The organism is Actinoplanes sp. NPDC051851 (assembly GCF_040681165.1).
Lineage (GTDB): Bacteria > Actinomycetota > Actinomycetes > Mycobacteriales > Micromonosporaceae > Actinoplanes.
The window spans coordinates 1-20,325 of record NZ_JBFAYF010000105.1 but is presented as its reverse complement, the minus strand read 5'-3'; the positions used below and the strand labels follow the sequence as shown (position 1 = coordinate 20,325).

General features: G+C 72.8%; 13 protein-coding genes. 8 read left to right on the top strand and 5 right to left on the bottom strand.

Annotation, left to right across the window (positions count from 1 at the left end):
* Nucleotides 1-260 precede the first annotated feature (260 nt).
* From AB0M08_RS45195 to AB0M08_RS45165, 7 genes are all read left to right on the top strand, one after another.
* The gene (locus AB0M08_RS45195) at nucleotides 261-1,328 is read left to right on the top strand and encodes a lytic polysaccharide monooxygenase (RefSeq protein ID WP_364507859.1); all 1,068 of its coding nucleotides are present in this window, start codon (nucleotides 261-263) and stop codon (nucleotides 1,326-1,328) included.
* A 300-nt stretch (nucleotides 1,329-1,628) separates the two neighbouring features.
* Nucleotides 1,629-4,493 carry an AAA family ATPase gene (locus AB0M08_RS45190; RefSeq protein ID WP_364507856.1) on the top strand — a complete coding sequence of 955 codons (2,865 nt, stop codon included), beginning with the start codon at nucleotides 1,629-1,631 and terminating at the stop codon, nucleotides 4,491-4,493.
* Between the two features lie 28 nt (nucleotides 4,494-4,521).
* Nucleotides 4,522-7,008, top strand: coding sequence for a caspase family protein (locus tag AB0M08_RS45185; protein ID WP_364507853.1), 2,487 nt, complete (start codon nucleotides 4,522-4,524; stop codon nucleotides 7,006-7,008).
* A 29-nt stretch (nucleotides 7,009-7,037) separates the two neighbouring features.
* Nucleotides 7,038-7,262: a hypothetical protein gene (locus tag AB0M08_RS45180; RefSeq protein ID WP_364507850.1), complete on the top strand. Its 225-nt coding sequence runs from the start codon at nucleotides 7,038-7,040 to the stop codon at nucleotides 7,260-7,262.
* A gap of 130 nt (nucleotides 7,263-7,392) precedes the next feature.
* On the top strand, nucleotides 7,393-8,352 hold the full coding sequence (locus AB0M08_RS45175) for a hypothetical protein (protein ID WP_364507847.1): 960 nt from the start codon (nucleotides 7,393-7,395) through the stop codon (nucleotides 8,350-8,352).
* Nucleotides 8,353-8,404: 52 nt separating this feature from the next.
* The gene (locus AB0M08_RS45170; RefSeq protein ID WP_364507844.1) at nucleotides 8,405-9,244 is read left to right on the top strand and encodes a hypothetical protein; all 840 of its coding nucleotides are present in this window, start codon (nucleotides 8,405-8,407) and stop codon (nucleotides 9,242-9,244) included.
* 13 nt (nucleotides 9,245-9,257) lie between these two features.
* Entirely contained in the window at nucleotides 9,258-9,404 is a 147-nt protein-coding gene (locus tag AB0M08_RS45165) for a hypothetical protein (RefSeq protein ID WP_364507841.1), read from the top strand.
* A 129-nt stretch (nucleotides 9,405-9,533) separates the two neighbouring features.
* On the opposite strand, the gene AB0M08_RS45160 is transcribed toward AB0M08_RS45165, so the two are convergent.
* The 3 genes from AB0M08_RS45160 to AB0M08_RS45150 form a co-directional block, all read right to left on the bottom strand.
* Complete coding sequence (locus AB0M08_RS45160) at nucleotides 9,534-10,952, bottom strand: ATP-binding protein (RefSeq protein WP_364507838.1); 1,419 nt, start codon at nucleotides 10,950-10,952, stop codon at nucleotides 9,534-9,536.
* A 67-nt stretch (nucleotides 10,953-11,019) separates the two neighbouring features.
* The gene (gene lipB / locus AB0M08_RS45155; RefSeq protein WP_364507835.1) at nucleotides 11,020-11,655 is read right to left on the bottom strand and encodes a lipoyl(octanoyl) transferase LipB; all 636 of its coding nucleotides are present in this window, start codon (nucleotides 11,653-11,655) and stop codon (nucleotides 11,020-11,022) included.
* A complete protein-coding gene (locus AB0M08_RS45150) occupies nucleotides 11,648-12,586 on the bottom strand; it encodes a sigma-70 family RNA polymerase sigma factor (RefSeq protein ID WP_364507862.1) in 939 nt (312 codons plus the stop codon). The genes lipB and AB0M08_RS45150 overlap by 8 nt, the downstream gene beginning before the upstream one ends.
* A 92-nt stretch (nucleotides 12,587-12,678) precedes the next feature.
* Here AB0M08_RS45150 and AB0M08_RS45145 point away from each other — a divergent pair, with 92 nt between their 5' ends.
* Nucleotides 12,679-13,458: an alpha/beta hydrolase gene (locus AB0M08_RS45145; RefSeq protein ID WP_364507832.1), complete on the top strand. Its 780-nt coding sequence runs from the start codon at nucleotides 12,679-12,681 to the stop codon at nucleotides 13,456-13,458.
* A 38-nt stretch (nucleotides 13,459-13,496) separates the two neighbouring features.
* On the opposite strand, the gene AB0M08_RS45140 is transcribed toward AB0M08_RS45145, so the two are convergent.
* Together AB0M08_RS45140 and AB0M08_RS45135 are read right to left on the bottom strand one after the other, a co-directional pair.
* A complete protein-coding gene (locus AB0M08_RS45140; protein ID WP_364507829.1) occupies nucleotides 13,497-13,712 on the bottom strand; it encodes a hypothetical protein in 216 nt (71 codons plus the stop codon).
* Between the two features lie 3 nt (nucleotides 13,713-13,715).
* Nucleotides 13,716-20,213, bottom strand: a complete 6,498-nt coding sequence (locus tag AB0M08_RS45135) for an RHS repeat-associated core domain-containing protein (RefSeq protein ID WP_364507826.1) — start codon at nucleotides 20,211-20,213, stop codon at nucleotides 13,716-13,718.
* Nucleotides 20,214-20,325: the final 112 nt, after the last annotated feature.

The window sequence follows — 20,325 nt, the reverse complement described above, 5'->3', positions numbered from 1 at the left end:
ATGTATGGCCGCGCGAACACCGATTTGCTCCGCCACCGGATCATCCTGGCCGACTGACATCAACAACCACCGATCACCACGGCCGTGCCAGAGCCGAATTTTCCACATCATTGACTTTGCTCGATCCGCTGGGCAGTCTGGGCGCACAGCACTGCCGCCGGAGCCACGCGGTCGCGGAAGCACGGGCACCTTCCGCCGTCCCGCCCCCGGGCCGCCATGTCCGAACGTGCGCGGCCACGACTCACGGAGTGCTGAGAACCATGCGAAAGATCCTGATATCCGCGCTGGTGGCGGCGGTCGCCGCGACCATCACCGTGCTCGCCGTCTCGGGCGGGCCCGCCGCCGCGCACGGCAACGTGCTCAGTCCCGCCTCGCGCAACTACGGCTGCTTCGAGCGGTGGGGCGACGACTTCCAGGCGCCGGAGATGGCGACCGAGGACCCGATGTGTTACCAGGCCTGGCAGGCCGACCCGCAGGCGATGTGGAACTGGAACGGCCTCTACCGGGAGGGCGTCGCCGGCGACCATCAGGGGGCGATCCCGGACGGCCAGCTGTGCAGCGCCGGGCTGACCCAGAACGGCCGGTACGCGGCGATGGACACGATCGGCGACTGGAAGGCGGCCGACGTCGCGAACTCGTTCACCCTGCAACTGTTCGACGGCGCCCGGCACGGCGCCGACTACATCTGGGTCTACGTCACCAAGCCGGGGTACGACCCGATCACCGAGCCGCTGGCCTGGTCCGATCTCGATCTGGTCAGCCAGGTCGGCGACACCCCGGCCGACCAGTGGACCGAGCAGCTGAGCAACGGCGTGCAGATGGACATCCCGGTGAGCGTCTCCGGGCGCACCGGCCGGGCCATGGTCTACACCATCTGGCAGGCCAGCCACCTGGACCAGTCCTACTACTTCTGCAGCGACGTCAACTTCGGCGGTACGACCACGCCCACGAGTTCCCCGACGAGCTCCCCCACCACGTCGCCGACCACCACGACACCGACCACGTCGCCCACCACCACGCCGCCGTCGACGGGGAGCGGCTGCTCGGCCGCGGTCGCCGTCGCCTCGCAGTGGTCCGGCGCGTACCAGGCGACGGTGACGGTCACGGCGGGCAGCGCGGCGATCAAGGCGTGGGCGGTGACGCTCACCTACGGCGCGGCGCAGACCGTACAGCAGTCGTGGAACGCCACGGTGCTGACCAGCGGAAACGACATCCAGGCGACGAACGCGTCGTACAACGGGGCGCTGAGTGCCGGAGGATCCACCACCTTCGGCTTCATCGCCGCGGGCACACCGGCGGCGCCCACGGTGAACTGCGCCTCCGCGTAGACCGGTAACAAACCCGCAATCTCTGCTACAGTCCGGTTAACTGGGAGCGCTCCCAAAGTACGATCCGTCCCCTACGAGAATCGAGAGGCAGCAACATCCCCCGCGTGGCAACGGCTCCGTCCACGCAGTGCTGCACAACCCGGACGGGGAGCGAGGCCGGCCCGCCCCGCTCCCCGTCGCCAGCCGATGGTCCATCGGGTCCCCCGATCGACCATCCGGTGTGGACCATTGGGCCCCTTCACCGCGGACCGCCCCATGCGACACAGTGGGTGACCTTCCAGGCGCAGAGGGGGTCGGCGGGTGTCCTTCTTCATCGGCCGCGGACATGAGCTCGACCTGCTGGGACAGCGCCTGGCGGACGCCGGGCGCGGGCATGCCCGGACGGTGCTGATCGGCGGCGAGGCCGGGGTCGGCAAGAGCCGGCTGCTGGCCGAGTTCGCCGCCCGGGCCCGCGCGACCGGCGCCCACCTGCTGACCGGCGCGGCCGAGGAGCACTTCGGCGACCCGATGCCGTACGGACCCCTGCTCGACGCGCTCGAGGGCTTCGGCCACGAGCACGGCCAGGCCCGCGCCGAGGAGCTGGGCGGCGAGGCGTACACCCGGCTCAGCGCGTTCTTCGACTTCGGCGGCGACCCGATGGGCGCGCCGCAGCAGGTCTTCCTCGCGGTCCGCCGGATGCTCGACCGGATCGGCGCGGACGCACCGGTGGTGCTGATCCTGGAGGATCTGCACTGGGCCGACGAGTCCACCCTCGACCTGGTCCGGCACCTCGGCCAGGCCCGGCAGGACGACCGCCGCCTGCTGCTGGTCTGCAGCTACCGGTCGAACGAGCTGGGCCGCGGCGACCCGCTGTGGCAGCTGCTGGCCAGCTCGGCGTTCCTGCGGCGCACCGAGCGGATCGCGCTGCGCGGCTTCGACCTCGACGAGCTGCGCTCGTTCCTGGACAGCGACGATCAGGATCTGGTGCGCCGGTGCCTGGAGTGGTCGGACGGCATCCCGTTCTACGCGGAACAGCTGATGGCCGCGGGCGCCCTCGACGACCCGGAGGACGTCCGTCTCCCACCGGACATGAGCTCGGTGGTCCTGGCCCGGCTCGGCGATCTCGGCCGGGACGCGATCAAGGTGCTCCGGGTGGCCGCGGTGGCGGGCCGCGCGATGAGCCGCCGTCTGCTGCGCACGGTCAGCGACCTGCGCGGCGAGGCGCTGCACGAGGCTCTGCAGGAGTGCTTCGACCGGCAGATGCTCACCGGCGCCGAGCGGGAGCCGGACGTCTACCGGTTCCGGCACGCGCTGCTGCGGGAGGCGGTGTACCAGTCGACCGTCCGGGACACCCGGGTCGACCTGCACCTGGCGATGGCCCGCGCCATCGAGGCCGACCCGCGGCTCTGCCTGGACGAGCGGTCGGTCGCCGCCGAGCAGGCCAGCCACTGGTACCACGCCGGGGTCTGGCCGCAGGCGCTCGCCGCGGCGGTGCAGGCCGGCGACGCCGCGACGCGCACCCTGGCGTTCCCCTCCGCCGCGGTCCAGTACGGGCGCGCGCTGGCCCTCTGGTCCCGCGTCGACGACGCCGAACGGGCCACCGTCGAACCCGGCGGGCCCGGCGAGCGACGCGGCGGTGCCGCGGAACGGGCGGGGCTGGACCGGGTGGAGCTCCTGGTCCGGGCGGCGAACGCGGCGCGCTGGTCCGGCCACGTGGACCGGGCGGTGGCGTACGCCGAGCAGGCGCGCACCCTCGCGGACACCCCCGAGCTCGACGAACGGCTCGCCAACCACCTCTGGGAGGCGGGCCGGCGGGCCGAGTCGGTGGCCGTCTACGAGCGCGCGTGGGCGGCCCTGGAGCCCCGGGCCGCGTCGGCGGCGAAGGCCCGGGTGCTCGCCGGTCTCGCGCTCGCCCGGCTGCAGGCGGGGCAGTACACCGCGGGCGGCGACCTGGCCGCCGGGGCACTCCGGCTGGCCCGCGAGGTGGGTGCGCGCACCGAGGAGGGGCGGGCGCTGAACATCTCCGGGCTCGCGCTCGGCATGCGGGGTGACCCCGAAGGGGAGCGCCGGCTGCGGCAGGCCCTGGACGTCGCGCGCGCCGAGCAGCACATCGAGGACCTGCTCCGGGCGTACGGCAATCTGGGTTTGATCCTGGAACACGCCGGGCGGCTGCGCGAGGCGGCGGCGGTGACCATGGAGGGGCTGCGGGAGGCCCGGCGGCTCGATCTCGCGAACACCCGGCAGGGCGCCGTGCTGGCGAACAACGCCAGCGCGGTGCTCGTGCTGCTCGGCGAGTGGGACGAGGTCGAGAAGATCATCACGGAGGTCTCGCTGGCCCGGCCGCCACGGGAGAGCCTCTACCCCCGGCTGACGCTCGCCGAGGTGACGGTGGGGCGCGGCCGGTTCCCGCAGGCACGCGAGCTGCTCGCCTCGATCGAGCACGTGGAGCACGGCAGCGATCCGCGGTTCCTCGGGCCGCTGCACGCGGTCCGCGCCGAGCTGGCCATCGGCGAGGGTGATCCGGCCCGGGCGGCCCGGGAGGTGGCCCTGGGGGTGGCGGCGGTCCGGGACGGGGAGAACACCCTGGAGCTGCTCCGGCTCTGCGCGGTGGGCTACCGGTGCGCGCCGGAGCGGGCGGACGCCTTCGCGCTGGAGGCCGGTGCCGCGCTGCGCGGCGAGGAGCAGCCGGCCGAGGTGCGGCAGCTGATCGCACTGGGCGCGGCGGAGCGCCGGCGGATCGCCGGGCGGGACGAGCCCGCGACGTGGAAGCGGGTGGCCGACGGCTGGGTGACGCTGGAACGGCCGTTCCCGGCGGCGTACGCACGCTGGCGCGAGGCCGCCGCGGCGCAGGCGGCCGATGATCCGGTCTGGGCGCAGCGGGTCGCCCGGGAGGCCTACCGGGAGGCGGAGGCGCTGGGTGCCCGGCCGCTGCTGGAACAGGTGGCGGCGCTCGGTGTCGACCTCGACGAGCCGGCCGACCCGGTCCGGCCGCACGGTCTGACCCGGGCCGAGCTCGAGGTCTACGCGATGCTCTACCAGGGCTTCGACACGGCCCGGATCACCCGCGCGCGAGGTGTCTCGCGACGCACCGTGGAGACCCAGTTGAGCAAGATCTATAAAAAGCTTGCGGTACGCAGCAACCTGGAGGCGGTCACCCTCGCCCGCCGCGCGGGATGGTTCGGTTAGGGCGGCGACCTGTCCGTCAGGAACGGGCATGACGCGAAAAGCCCTCCTGATCGGTGCGGAGACCAACGGCCTGAGCGGCGTGCTCCACGACGTCACGGCGATGGACGCGGCGCTGCGGTCCCGCGAATTCCTCGTCGAGCGGCTCGTCACCCCGAACGCCACCCGCAACGGGATCCTGGAGGCGTACGAGCGGCTCATCGCGGACGCCCGCCCGGACGACGCGGTCGTCCTCTACTACAGCGGGCACGGCGGCCGGCTCCTCGGCGACGGCCCGGACATCCCGTTCATCGTGCCGGACGACTGGACCGACACCCCGGACGACTTCCGCGGCATCACCGGTGTCGAGCTCTCGGTGCTGCTGGAGCGGCTGACCCGGGTCACCCGGAACACCACGGTGATCCTGGACTGCTGCCATGCGTCGCACATGTCGCGGGACGTGCGGCTGCGCATCAGGTCGATGCTGCGCGAGGTGCCGGCGTACGACCGGGTCCGCGAGCACCTGCGCGGGCTGGTCCGGGACGGGCTGGACGTGAGCCGGCGGCACCTGATCAGCAATCCGCACGCGGTCCGGGTGGTCGCCTGCGCGCCGGAGCAGGCGGCGTGGGAGGGCGCTCGCGACGACGGGCTGCGGATGGGGCTGTTCACCGACGCGCTGACCCGGGCGCTGCGGGACAGCGCCGGGATGCGGGTGAGCTGGGCGACGCTGATCGACGCGGTCCGCCGCCGGGTGCAGGACTTCGCGCCCGCACAGCGGCCCGAGGCGGAGGGCCCGGGCAACCGGCTGCCGTTCTCGATGGAGCCGTACGACCCGGTCGACAGCCTGCCGATCGCGGTCGACCGGGCGGACCGGGAACGGATCCAGGTGCTCGGCGCGCCGCTGCTCGGGGTCCGGGTCGGTGACGAGTTCGCCGTACGGGCGGCGGGCGGGACCGGGCCCGACCTGGGCACCGCCGTGGTCGACGGGCTGCTGCCGACGGCGGCCCGGGCCGCGTTCCGCCCGGCCGGCGCGGGGGAGCTGCCCGCCGACGCCCGGGCGTACCGGACCTGGGCGGCGGCGCCGGCTCTCGCCGTACGCCTGCCGCACGCGCACCCGGCGACCGCGGACCTGGAGCGGGAGATCCGGTCGCGCCCGCTGCTGCGGGCGGCGGCGGAGGGCCGGCGGGTGATCGCCGAGGTGACCGCCGAGGACGGCCTGCTGGTGGTCCGGGACGACGCCGGGCCGCTGCACCATCCGTGGCCGGCCTACCCGCACGGGATCGGCGTGGTCGCGGACAACCTGCAGCGGGTCGGTCAGGCCACCGTGCTGCGGCGGCTCGCGGGTGATCCGGAACGGCCGTTGACGCACGGCGTGATCGTCGAGTGGGGCCGCGTCCGGGACGGGCGGGAGGAGCCGCTTCCGCTCAGCGGCGGGATGCTTTTCGCGTACGGCGGGGAGCGCGTCTTCATCCGTCTCCGCAACGACGGCGAGCAGGCGATGTACGTGTCGCTGATCGACGTCGGGGTGGCCGCCCGGGTCTCGGTGCTCACCGCGAGTGACCTCAGCGGCATCCGGCTCGAACCGAAGTCGTCGTACACCCTGGGCTGGAACGAGGACACCGGGCGGCTGGACGGCATCGTCGTGGACTGGCCGCCGGAGACGCCGCGCGCCGCCGCCCGGCCGGAGACGGTGCTGGCGCTGATCAGCGACGGCCCGGTGGACGTCGGCGTCCTCCAGCAGACCGGGGCCCGCACCTCCGGCACGCGGCTCACCGGCGCCGTCACCCTGCAGAGCATCCTCGCCCAGCTGACCTTCGGCGGGCTCCGCGACCTGGGCCGGGGCCCGGCCGGGGCGATCCGGTACGCGGTCCAGCCGATCGACTTCACGGTCAGCCCCACCGAGCCGCCGGCCGGCGAGCGGGCCGTCTTCCTGGTCGACGACCGCCCGGCGGCGCAGATCCGGCTGCTCGTCCCGCGCGGCGGCACGCCCGGCCGGGTCGCCGTCCGGATCGGCGAGCTGATCGTGCGCCACAACCGGGCCCTGCTCGGCGCGGACATCCGGGTGGACGCGGTGGTGCTCACCGGCGGCGCCGGGGACCAGGCCGTCTACCGGGCCGAGACGCTGCGCTTCAGCAACGTCCGGGACGGCGACCGTCTGCCGCTCGACGACGTGCTGATCTATCACGGTCCCGCGGTCGACTTCCTGGACATCGCCGTCTGGGTCTCCCGGGACACCGCGGGCAGCCTCGCCCTCGGCGACCTGCTCGAGCAGAAGCTGACCAGCCCGGCGGTCCAGGCGGCCGGCAGCCAGGTGGCCGGCCTCGCGCTGGCCGCGCCGCAGGCCGCGCTCGCGGTGGCCGTGGTCGGCGCCGCGGCGGTCCTGATGAACACCGCGTACGAGCTGCTCACCGGGGTGGTCGGGCCGAACATCGGGCTCTACCGCACCTCGCTGCTGGCGGCCGAGCGGTTCGGCGCCGGCGAGCACCGGCGCGACCCGCAGGACTTCTCCTTCACCTTCTCGGTCACGCCCGTGGACTGAGACAACCCCTCAAGGATGGGAGCACACAGATGGCCAAGAAGATCGTCATCGGACAGACGGAATGGATCATCCCCGACGCGGGCGCGGAGGCCGTCGTCGCCCAGGTCCGCGCCGCGCTGAACAGCGGGACCACCGTCGAACTGCAGCTGGAGGACGGCACCGGGCGGGCGGTCACCGTCTTCCTCAACGGCGCCACCGTCCCCGTCGTCGTCCTCGACCTCGACCAGGGCCCCCGCCCCAGCGAGATGTCCTGACCCACCCCGGGCCGGGTCCGTACGTACGGACCCGGCCCGTACGTATTTCCCGGTATCTCTCCCGCCGAGCATGGGAACGGGCTCCCGCTCCGCCGACGATCGACACGTCGACGAGGGAAGGGGAACCACCGTGGCCCACACCGAGGACCTGGTCCGCGAGCTGGCCGGCCGGGGACGGCTCAGCGCGTACGCGCGGACCGCGTCCGAGAACGACCGGCGTGACCTCCGGGCCGCCGCCACCGGGATCGTCTACCCCCTGGTGTTCCTCCGGGTGACCCGGCAGGTCGAGCGCCGGCGTGGTCACCGGCTCTGCGCCTCCGCGGTCCAGCGGCTGGCGCCGGAGTGCCTGGACCGGTTCCACGACGACGTCGAGGCGGTGGTGGACGACCTGTTCACCCACGCGGACGTGCCGATCGCCAACCTCGAGGGCTGGCTCGTGATGCGGATGCCGCGGGCCATCGTGGACGCGTACCGGCGGCGGCGGGGCGAGCGGGGCGCGCCGCAGAAGCCGCGCCCGCCGCAGTGGCTGCTCCGGGAGGGCCTGGGCGGGGACGCCTGGCTCGGCGAGCTCGCCCGGCTGATCCTGGAGTGGGTCGGCGTCGAGGCCACCGCGGGCGCCACTCTCTGGCCGCTCTCCGAGTGGACCGAGCGGCGGGCCCGGCAGACCGGCGACACGTCGGCGGACGAGCGTACGGTCGCGGGCGAGATCGAGCACGTGCTGGCCGCGATGCGCCGCCGCCGCTCCTGGTACGACAAGTACGTGGAGCGCCCGCTCGGCCGCAAGCAGGCGCCGGTCTGGTTCCCCGCGCCCGAGGCCGAGGGCACCCCGCTGGTCCTGGTTCCGGCGTACGAGCGGGAGGACGCGCTGCTCCGCGAGCTGGCCGGACTGGCGATCACCCTGATCCGAGAGCGGATCGGGGCCGGCGAGAAGCCCGGTGACGTGGTCCCCGGCGTGCTCGCCGCGGTCTTCGGCTCGCTGCCCGCGGAGCCCGGCCTCGACGAGGTGACCGCCCTGATCGACGACCCGGCCCGCCTCGACCGGATCGTCACCGTCGCCCTCACGATCGTCAACGGTCCGTCAGAACGCTGAGTCATTCCATCGGGGTGTCATCCAGCGGGGGCGGGAGAGGTCAGGACAGATCATGGACGAGATCAGAGACGCGGCGGCCTTCCGGGAACGGGTCGCGGCGGAGCACGCCCGCCGGGATCCCGGACGCTACCCGGACCAGGACCGGGAGAACGCGGCACGCTACGCCGGCTGGATGCTCGCCGAGGGCCGGGCCGAGGAGGCCTTCCTCGCGCTGGAGACGGCCGCGGCCCTCCGCCTGGGCCACCACCAGCCGGTCCCGTCCGCGCCGGAGGTCGCCGCGGCGTTACGCGCTACGGGCGCGGCCGCGCTGCTCTACCTGCACCCCACCGACGACGCGGCCCGCTCGGCCGGCGTCCTGCGCCTCGACCCGCTCACCGACCGCCTGGAGGTGCTCGCCAACATCCCGGTCACCGATCCGCTGACCTCCGACGACCCCGGCTGGCCGGCCGTCTTCGCCGCGGTCTCCACCGGTCTCGCCACCGGTCTCGCCACCGGGCCGCCGCACCTGGTCATCGCCGCGACCGGGCCGCTCGCCCGGCTGGCGCTGCCGGCGATCCGCACCGACACCGGCCGCTACCTGGCCGAGGAGGTATCCCTCACGCACGTGCCGTCCGGCACCGAACTGATCGCCCTGGACGGCCACTCCGGCGTCCTCGGCTGGCTCTGGCCGGTACCCGCCCCCGCCGCCGGCCTGGCCCTCTTCCTGACCCGCCTGATCTTCGCCGAGCAGGGCCTCTCCCCCGCCGCCACGGTGAGCGCCGTCCAGCGCTGGTTCCTCGACCCGGACCGCACCCTGCCACCGTCCCTGCCCGCACCGCACCGCCACACCGCCACCACGACCGACCTGACCCGCCCGGACCTGTGGGCCGCGCTGGCCTGCCACGGACGCTGACCGGGAGGTCGCCATGCACGAGCGTCAGCTGCACGCCCTGCTGCTCGGCGAACTCCGCCGCGCCCTCGCCGCCGCCCGCCGCGAGGCCACCGCCCCGGCCGACCTCACCACCGCCCTGACCCGGCGCCTGCACCACCTCCGCCGGGCCGCCCGCTCCTGAGCCGGGCCGACAGCGCCGCCGCCCCGTCCGGCGGCCACCGGATCCGGTGGCCGGCGGCGCTGTCAGCCGGCCGGACCGAGCATGGGAGCCGTCTGCGGCGCACGGTCCAGGGTGACGCGGCGGCCGGGGTCAGCGGCGCCAGGCGGTGAGCAGGTCGGCGGGGCCGTACGCGGCGTGCAGACCGGTCGTCTGCACGCCCGCACGGCTGAGGGCGATCAGCGGGACCGGGGCGTCGGTCACGGCGGTGCGGTGACGCTGGAGGGCGACCAGGTCGTGGTCGTCGAAGGCGGCGTTCTCCAGCCACTTGATCGAACCCAGGAAGAGCAGCTCGCGCGCGATCAGGGCCCGGTCGGCGCCGACCACGTCGATCTCCACATTGTTCGAGCGGGTCCAGTAGGAGCCGACCACCGAGGCGGAGGGCAGGTGGTCGTCGGGCAGCAGACGGGCCAGCGAATCACGGAGCAGTGGCTCGATCGCCCGGCCGCGCCAGCTGGCCCAGCCCACCCGCACCCGGTTCAGGACCAGGTCGCCGCGGAGACGCTCGATCTCGGGTAGGTACGGCCGCCCGAAGGTCAGCCAGAACCGCAGGTAGGGATCGGTCACCCGGTACCGCTTCTCCCGGGACGGCCGGGTCGCGACCGGGATCTCGGCGGCGACGATCCGCTTGTCGACGAGCGTCTCGGTGGCCCGGGTCAGCGTGGAGTGCGAGATGTTGCCGGCGGCGCGAGCGATGTTGGTGAAGGTCCGCTCGCCGCTGCCGATCGCGGAGAGGACCGTCGCGGCCATCGCCGACTCGGGGAACTCCGCGGCCAGCGAGCGCTCCGCGGAGACCAGCAGCGGCGACACCGGGTTGCCGAGTTGGGCGGCGAGGAAGTCCCACAGTCCCGCGCCCGGCTGCCAGGCGGCGCAGATCAGCGGCAGACCGCCGGTGACCAGTGCGGCGTCGAAGGCGGCGGGCGGGTCGAGACCGATCATCTCGCCCACCTCAGCCGGGTTGAGCGGCCCGAGCACCATCTCCCGGCCGCGCTGGTGGAAGGGACGGCCGTACGAGCCGAGCGCCTCCATCATCGACAGGTCGGAACCGATCAGCACCAGGAGGACCGGCTTCCGGCACAGTTCGCGGTCCCACGCCCGCTGCAGGATGCCCTCGAAGGCGTCCACCCGGTCCATCAGGTACGGCACCTCGTCGATCACCACGACGCTCGGCCGGTCGTCCGGCAACACCCCGGCGAGCTGGCGGAACGCGGCACTCCAGTTGCCGGGCAGCGCGTCGGCGAAGACCTCCCGCTCGGGCAGCGCCGAGGTGCTCACCGCGTCGGCGAACGCCTCCAGCTCGACCGCCTCGGAGGCACCGGCCGCCGTGAAGAAGACCGCCGGCGTGCCGGTCCGTTCCACGAACGCCTCGACCAGGCTCGACTTGCCGATCCGGCGGCGGCCCCGGATCAACAGGCACTGCCCCGGCTTGGCCCCGCTCGCGGTGTTCCGTACCTCGGTGAGCAGGCCGTCGAGGATGCCGAGTTCCTGTTTCCGCCCGACGAATGCGACCATCCACACCCCGCAGTGTTGGTTCCATCAGCGATACTATCCGTAGAGATAGTATCGCTGATGGAACCAGCTAGCTCCAGCCTTTCGTGAGGTGGGCGGCGACGGCGTCGCGGACGGCCTCCTCGGTGGGGAGCGGGAGGCCGCCGGCCTCGGCGATCCGCCGGAGGGACGTCATGGTGACGCCCTCCAGGCGGCAGGCGGTGAAGCGGGTGAAAGCGGTCAGGTCCGGGTCGATGTTGAGGGCGAAGCCGTGGCTGGTCACGCCGCCGCGGATGCGCATGCCGATGGAGATCAGCTTCTCGTGGGTGGGGGTCCAGACACCGACCAGGCTGGGCGAACCCGGCGGGGTGTCCCGGCGGACCGCCTCGACGCCGAGGTCGGCCAGGGCGGCGATCAGCGAGAGCTCCAGCCAGCGGACGACGTCGGCGGGTCCACGCTCGCGGAGGTTGACGACCAGGTAGCCGATGAGCTGGCCGGGCCCGTGGTAGGTGGCGTGGCCGCCCCGGTCGACCGGGACCAGCGGGAGCCAGGGCTCGCTGGGGAGGTCCGCGGGCGGGGTGTGCCGACCGTATGTGATCACGGGTGGGTGAGTGAGCAGGAAGAGGCGGTCGGGGGCCAGCCCCGCGCGGCGCTCCTCGGCCCAGCCGGCCATCCGGTCCAGGGCCTCGGCATACGGAACGGTCCCGAGATCGACGCGGTCAAACATGGGCCGGGAGCCCGAACAGGGGGAAGAGGCGGGCGGTGTCGAGGAAGTTGGTGACCGACGTGATCCGGCCGGCGCGGGTCTCCAGGACGATCAGGGACCACGGGGTGCGGCCGCCGTCGCGGTACTGGGCGAAGGCGGGCAGGCCGTTCGCCGCGACCGGGACCAGGCGGGAGTCACGGCAGCCGCTGCCGGTGCCGGACATCCACGCGGCGATCTCGGACGGGCCGCGCAGCCAGAGCGGCAGCGGCGGCATCGAGAGCGTCGCGTCCTCGTGGAGGAGCGTGGTGAGCGCGCGGAGATCGTACGTCTGGAAGGCGACCGTGTAACGCGCCAGGAGGGACCGTTGCACCTCGTCGAGGGGCTGGAAGGTGTCGCCGGCCGACGGCGACGCGGCGGCTAGGGTGGCCCGGGCCCGCTGCAGCGCGCTGTTGACGCTGGGGACCGAGACGCCGAGCAGACCGGCGACCTCCTGCGCCGACCAGGCGAGGACCTCGCGCAGGATCAGGACCACCCGCTGGCGCGGCGGCAGGTGCTGGAGCGCGGCGACGAAGGCCAGCCGGATCGACTCGCGCTCGGCGACCAGGTGAGCGGGGTCGGCGCCCTCCGGCAGGACGCGCGCGTCCGGGACCGGGCCGAGCCAGACCCGGTCGGGACGCGGCTCGCCGGGATCGGTAGCGTGACCGGAGCCCGACGGCCCGAGGTCCATCGGCCGGACCCGGCGCTGGGCGGCCGCGAGCATGTCGAGGCAGACGTTGGTGGCGATCCGGTAGATCCAGGAGCGGACCGAGGCACGGCCCTCGAAGTCCTGGTAGCCGCGCCACGCCTTGACCATGGTGTCCTGCACCGCGTCCTCCGCCTCGAACGCCGAGCCGAGCATCCGGTAGCAGTATCCGGTCAGTTCCGCCCGGAAAGTGTCGAGCTCCGCCGCCATGTCGTCCACGCCGCCGAAAATACTCCGGGCACCACCGATGAGTTCCACCCGGCGGGGCCGTCTACCTGGGAAACGACCGTCAGGAGCAGCTCATGTACGCCGCGGTGAACGGCATCGACCTGTACTACGAGGAGCACGGCGAGGGGCGCCCGCTGGTGCTGCTGCACGGCGGACTGGGCTCCGGCGAGATGTTCGCGCCGGTCCTGCCCACGTTCGCGGAGAAGCGCCGGGTGATCCTGCCCGACCTGCAGGGACACGGCCGGACCGCGGACGTGGACCGGCCGCTGGACATCCGGACGATGGGCGCCGACATCGCCGCGCTGATCGAGCACCTCGGTCTGGAGAAGCCGGACGTGGTGGGCTACTCGCTGGGTGGCGGGGTGGCGTACCAGGTGGCCTTCCAGCACCCGGAGCGGGTCGGCAAGCTGGTCGCGGCGTCGGCCGGGATCCGCCGGAACGCGATGTACCCGGACATCCTGGCGCAGCAGGGCCAGGTGAACGCCGCGGCGGCCGCGTTCATGAAGCAGACCCCGATGTACGAGCTGTACGCCCGGGTGGCGCCCCGCCCGGAGGACTTCCCGCGGCTGCTGGAGAAGATCGGCGCGGCGATGGCGGTCGACTACGACTACACCGAGGAGGTCCGGGCGCTGAGCATCCCGACGCTGATCCTGGCGGGAGACGCCGACATGTGCCCGCCGAGCCACTTCGTCGAGGTGTTCGCGCTGCTCGACGGCGGCCTGCGGGACGGCGGCTGGACCGGCGAGGGACGGCCGAAGGGCGGCCACGCGCTGGGCATCCTGCCCGGCGTGACGCACTACGACATGTTCCTGTCCCCCCACTTCGTCAGCACGACACTGGCGTTCCTGAAGTAGCGATGGGTGGGGAGCGAGGCGACAGCCTCGCTCCCCACCTACAGCGCCATCGGCCGGTAGGCGAGACCCTGCTCGACGACCTCGTCGTCCGGCAACTCGGGAGTCCGATAGAACATCAGATCCGACCAGTGCGGGTTGGGCTTCAACCGTTGCAGCTCCCGGTAGCCCGCGTCACCGTCCGCCTCGGATCCAGCACCCGAACGGATCAGCCGGACCAGTTCGAGGCACCTCGCCCGCAACTCTCCCTGCTCCATCGGTCACCTGCATCCGTGATAGTCCGGGTCGAGGATGTCGGCATGATATCTGGGTGTCACGACCACGAGGTTGCCGAGATCATAGACCCCGCCGCCCTGAGAGATCGGAACGACGTGGTGCAGTGAATAGCGAGTGGCGCCGCGATACTGCTGGATCTCCGCCACCCACGGGGATTTCCCGTTACGCATGTTCGACTGACCGCTGGGTTTGAACTGCGAGGACAGCGCCGGGTCATTGCCGACCGCCCTCCAGAACGCCTCACGGAACTCACCGAAGTCACTGAAAGAACGTCCCCGCAACTGGTCGGCGATCTGAGCCGGAAGCATGCCGGCGTTGCCGTGAGAACCCCGGAGCCACTGCCCACGGATAAACGGAAGGTTCTCGCCTCCGGACGCGACCCCCGGTGAGTTCCGCAGCTGGGTCGCAGTCGGGTAGTCCGTGTTGTGGACGAGGATCGGGGTGGCGGCGGCGAGGACGTAGTACGTGTGGAGGTTGGCGACCGTGAGGTTGTGGGCGTACGCGAACTGGCGCAGCGCGTGTGTTCCCGCGACCCGGACCAGGCGGCCGTCCGACGTGCGCAACCACTGGCCCTGGCGGAGCTCCGCCGCGTCGACCCAGTCGCCGCCCGGCGTGGACGGGTCGCCGTCACGGTCGACCCAGAACGGGTGGCCGTCGGTGGCCGTGAGCGTGCCGCCGTCCGTCGTCGTGACCGCGATCAGGGTCTTGTCGCCGTTGCCGGTGATGTGGGCGGTGACCGTCTGGGCGCTCCGCTCCCCCGTCGACGGGTCGCCGGCCAGGACCCGGTCTCCCGGGTGGACCTGCTCGATCGGCTTCGTGGTGCCGTCGGCCATCAGGACCGGGGTGCCCGCGGCGAAGCTGTTCGGGGAGCCGCAGGAGCCCTGCGGCTTGGTGCCCATCGGGTCCACCAGCGTGGTCGGCTGGTTGTAGACGTACGCGTACGGGTTCGTATCACCCGACGCCAGGCCGAGCGGGTCACGGCTCAGGAAGCGCTGCCGGGCCGTCGAGTAGTAGCGGTTCCGGTAGTAGTAAAGCCCCTCGCCCTCGTCCTCCCGGCCGGTGAAGCGGACCGTGTTGCCCGCGTCGTCGCCCTCCACCGTGGTCGCGCCGAACGGGTCGTACGTGTATTCCGCACCGACCGTGCCGGCCGCGGCCGTGGCGACGGTGCTACCCAGGGCATCGGTGAGCAGGGCCTGGGTGCCGTCCTCCGTGGTACGGGCGAAGACCTCGTCGAGCCCGCCGGTGAGCGACGACGCGGTGACCGTGCCCGCGACCGACTCCCGCACCGCGTTCAGGCCGTCGAAGAGGTAACCGGTGGTGGTGCCGCCGGTGCTGCGGCTGGACCGGCGGCCCAGTCCGTCGTAGCCGTAGTCGACGCTCAGCGACGGGGTGTCGTACCCGGTCAGCTCGCCGCGGGCGTTCCAGGTGTAGGTGGCGGCGCCGTCCGAGGTCAGGTTGCCGTCGGCGTCGTACGTGTCACCGCCGACCTGATCGGCGGCGTCGTACGCGACCGGGCCGTACTCCTCCGGCAGCGCGACCCGGGCGTAGCTGCCGGCCAGGCGTACCGGCTGCCCCACCGCGTCCAGGGTGTAGGCGATGTTCCCCAGAACCGTGCCGCCGTGCTGGTAGGTGATCCCGGTCAGGCGGCTCGCGTCGTCGTACGCGTAAACCTGCGCGATGGAGCCCGGAAGGGTGACCGACGCCCGCCGACCGGCCGTGTCATAGCCGACGGCCGCGCTCTGAGCGCCCCGGGTGACCGAGACCAGCTGGTCGGCGTCGTTGTACGCATACCCGGTGTCCTCCCCGCCCGCGGACATCGTGGTGCGCCGGCCCGCCCCGTCGTACGCGTACCCGACCGTGCCGCCCGGCGAGACCACCGTCACCGGCTGGTCGAAGTCGTCCGGGGTGACCGTGGTGGTACCACCGGCCGAGTCGGCGACCGTGCGTACCCGGTCCCCCGCGTCGTAGGTGATCGCGGTGCTGCTCTCCTGCGCCGTGTCACTCGTGACGCCGTAGCGGACCAGATCGAGCCGGTCGAGGTCGTCGTAGCGGTACGTGGTGCGGGTGCCGCTCGCGCCGACCCTGCCGACCACGTTGCCGTTCGTGTCGTAGGTGAGCGTGGTCGCCCGGTTCAGCGGATCGGTCACGGTGATGAGCCGGTCGCTGGTGTCGTACGCATAGGTCGTGGTGTGCTGCCGGGCGTCGGTGACCGTCCGCAGGTTGCCGTTGGCGTCGTAGGCGAGGGAGACCGTCCGGCCCAGCGGATCGGTGGTGGTGGCGGGCTGCCCGGACGGTTCGTACGCGACGGCGCTGACGTTGCCCTGCGCGTCGGTGACGCGCCGCACCTGGCCGGCACCGTCGGTGAAGGCGCGGGTGACGTTCCCGAGTGGATCGGTGACCGTCGCCGGATCGCCGAGCAGATAGCCGACCGTGGTGGTCTTCCCGGCGGCGTCGGTGACCGCGGTGGGCCGGCCGCTCTCGTCGGTCGTCAGGGTGACCGTGCGGCCCAGCGCGTCGGCGGCCGTGTGCAGCGCGCCGTCGGCCTGATAGCCGTACGTGCCGGTGTGCCCGAGCGCGTCGGTGACCCCGGTGACCTGGTCGTACGGCCCGGCCCGCGCGATCGTGGTGGTCCGCGCGTGCCCGGAGCCGGCCAGCTCGGTGACTGCGGTGATGTTGCCGTACGCGTCGTACGTGAGCTCGGTGCGCCGGTTCAGCGCGTCGGTGTACGCGGTCGGCAGGTTGGTCGTCGCGTCCCGCGTGATGACGACGGTCCGCGCCGACGCGGTGCCGTGGGCCGCGGTGTCGCTGACGAGGTAGCCCGCGCCGTTGAACTCGACGCGCCGGGTGTGGCCGCGCGGGTCGGTCAGCTGGGTCGCGGTGACCCGGCCGGTGGCGTCGGTGGTGTAGGCGAGCGCGTAGGTGGCCCCGCCGGGCATGGTCTGCCGCGTGACCCGGCCGTTCGCGTCGTACTCGTTGGTCAGATAGGTGGTACCGCGCGGATCCTTGATCGTGGTGAGCAGCCCGGACCCGTACGCATACGTGGTCACGCCGCCGTTGACATCGGTGACCGTGGCCAGGTGCCCGGCGCTGTCGTACGTGTAGCCCACCGACCGGCCGAGCACGTCCTCGGCCCTGGTCACCCGCTCCTCGGCGTCGTACGTGAACCTGATCCACTTGCCGTTCGGGGAGGTGACCTGGGTGATCGGCCCGCGGGCCCGGGTGATCCCGTCGACCCACGGCTCGGAGGGCGCGCGGGTGATGGTGACCGTGTTGCCGTACCGGTCACGGATGGCCTGCAGTGGTGACTCGTCGCCGAAGATGTAGGTGGTGCCGTCGCTCAGCCGCAGGTCCCAGCCGTCGCCGTTCCAGGCCAGCACCGAGCCCGCGAACTCGGTCGGGGTCGGATCGGCGGCGAGGACCGAGTTGAGGTATCCGTTCGGCGGGGCGCCACCGTCACTGATCCGATGGAACCTGATCCGGCCGCCGTCCGGCAGGATCAGCCAGCACTCGTAGAACCGGTTCTCCGAGTAGAGGTCGAGCCCGTAGGTGAAGTTGACGCCGACGCCGAAGGCCCGCTTGCCGGTGTCGTTCTGCTGGTAGGTCCTGGTCAGGTCGAGCGGGACGACGTCGTCGACGGTGAGGTCGGTGTGCCGGTCGACGAGCAGCCCGGTGCCGAGATCGACCGGGTCGGCGTCGTACGCACCACCGCCCGGCTGGGGTGCCACGTCCGGCGGCGGGGCGGCGCCCGGCGTGATCAGCATGGCGCCGGTGAACCGGTAGACCTCGGTGCCCTCGTCCGGTACGACCTGCTTCCCGTCGGCGGTGACGGTGCCCGTGCCGTAGACGAACCAGCCCTTGCCCTCCGGGTCGTAGTGCCAGAAGTCCATCGTGGCGCCGGGCCGGGCGTGGGTGAAGTTCGGGTAGATCACCCGGGCGCCCTCGGGGAAGACGTACGCGCTGCCCGGCTGGACGGTGAAGTAGCTGGGCACCTGCGAGCGGGGCAGCGGGAACGGTGTCCGGTCGACCGGGATCGCGGTGATGCCGAGCTCGGTGACCACCCGCCCGGCGGTGTCGCGGACCACCGCACCGGCGGGGAGGCGTACCTCCAGCCCGGGGATGGCCGGGGTGGTGATGGTGACCTCGCCGGTGGTCGGCGAGGGGAACGTGACGGTGTGCTCGCGGTCGAGCCGGCTCAGCCAGATCGGGTAGGAGAGCACGGTGGTCTGCCCGGCGGAGGCGTCGACGCCGATGTCGTAGAGCCCGAAGTCGGCGCCGCCGTCGACGCGCAGCACCCGGTGGCCGGGCTTGACGCCGGCGAGCAGGAACCGGCCGTTCTCGTCGGTGCGGGCGGTGACCCCCTCGATCGTGACGGTCACACCGCTCAGCGGCCTGTCCTGCAGGTTGAGGACGCGGCCACTCACCGCGGTGGTCGCGGCGGCCGCGCGCAACGGCTCGGGGGAGCTCCCGGTGAAGCCGCGCCCGGTGTTCCACCCCTGGCCGTCCAGGTCGGCGCTGGTCGGCTTCCAGCTCTCCCCGGCGGTCGTCCCGGGCGGCACGTCGGTGGCGGCCAGGCCCGCGCGCGGCTCCTTCCGGGTGGCCGGCTTGCGCAGCGTGCGGTGCGGCACGGCGGCTGCCTTCGGCGCCGCTCCGGCGGTGGTCCCGGTCAGTTCGCCCGGTGCGCTCCTCCGGGCGTACGGCGAGAGGTACGCGTCGTCGCCGGATGCGGCCGCCGTGCGGGTGACCAGGGTGGCGACGGCCGTGCCGGTGTAGGAGTACGGGCCGATCAGCAACTCGTACGTGCCGGTGGTGGGCAGTGCCGGGATGGTCACCGAGGCGTTGCCGCTGAGCGAGGCGAGGACGCTGCCGTCCGGGTTGCGCACGATGACGTACGGGTAGTACGGCATCGTCACCGACGTGAGGGTGAGCGCGAGGGTCTGGCCGGCCGTGCCCGCGTACGTGACGTAGGTGCTCTGCCCGACCCGGCTCGCGGTGATCGTCTTGGCCGTGCCGAGCGTGAACGAACCGCCGTTGACCTGCTGCGACAGCGTCAGCGCGACCGCACCGGCACCGCGGTCCGCGGCCATCACGCTGAGCCGGTAGGTGCCGGCCGCCGCCAGTGCCCGGGTGTCCACGCTGTAGCTGCTGGAGACGTACCCGTCGAGCAGCACGGTGCCGGACGGGTCGACCAGCCGGAGCCAGATCGAGGTGCTGGCGAAGGTCCAGCCGGTGAAGCCCATCGAGAGGCGCTGCCCGGCGGTCACCGTGAAGGTGGTGTCCGCATAGCGGTTGGCGCTCGGCGCGGTGAGGGTCTTCGCCGCCCCGCCGATGGTCGTGGCGCCCGCGTCGATCCCCTCGTACGGGGTGAGCACGAGGGTGCCGGTCTGCGCCACCGGCTCCAGCACCAGCTGATACGTGCCGGTCGCGGGCAGGGCACCCAACGCGGCCCAGTAGTCCGTGAGCCAGCCGCTGAACACCGTCGCCCCGCTCGGCTGGGTGAGGGTGGCCCAGACCGCGTACGTGTAGGTGTAGGTGCTCAGGTAGAGGCTGATCCGCTGGCCGGCGGTGCCGGCGAGGGTGAGCCGGGTGGCCTGGCCGACCCGGGGCGAGCTGGTGGTCTTCGCGGTGCCGATGGCCAGCGCCCCACCGGCCTGTACCGGCGAGACGGTGACGGTGACCGCACCGGTCGCGCCGTTCAGCGGGGTCAGCGTCGTCCGGTAGGTGCCGGTCACCGCCGTGGTGTACCGGAACGTCTGGAGGCTGCCCACCGCACCGTCGATGACGGGCGTCCCGGCCGGGTCGGTGATCCGCACCCGCAGAGATCCGGTGGCGGGCAGGGTCCAGCCGCTGAACGCGAAGGTGATCTCCTGTCCCGCGGTCCCGGCAAGGGTCGCGTCGGCGGATCGCCCGGCTGTGCCGAAGGTGACGGTGGTCCCCGCCCCGGTCAGGCTGAGCGCGCCGGCGCTCTGCCGTTCCAGCAGGGTGAGCGAGAACGTCCCGGAGCTGGAGTACGGGCTGATCCGCAACGTGTACGTGCCGGTGCTGGGCAGGGTCGGCAGGTCCACCCAGAGGTCGTCGACGTACCCCGCGGCGAGCACGGTGCCGTCCGGCCCGGTCAGCGTGAGCCGCGGCAGGTACGCCGGGGTGTAGCTCGCGAAGGAGAGGCTCAGCGCCTGATTCGCGGTGCCCGCGAAGGTGACGATCGCGTCCTGGCCCGGCCTCGGGATGCTCACGGACTTCGCGGTACCGAGGGTGAGCGCGCCCGCGGCTACCGGCGCCGAGGCGGTCACCGTGATCGAGCCGGTGGCCAGATCCTCGGTGCCGAGCAGCACGGTGTACGTCCCGGCGAACGAGGTGGTGAAGTCCAGGTCACCGCCGGGCAGTCCGGCCCAGGTCCGCGGGTACGAGTACCCGTCACCGCCGTCCCAGAGCACCGGGGTGCCGTTCGGTTCGAAGACCTGCACGGTGATCAGGTCCGAGGACATCGTCGCGCCGGTGAACCCTAGACGAGTGATGACTGGGGTCACCTGCGTGGACGTGGGTGGTTGCTGAGTGAACAGATGAGGGTCTCCAAGATCGACGTTGCTGAGCAACGAT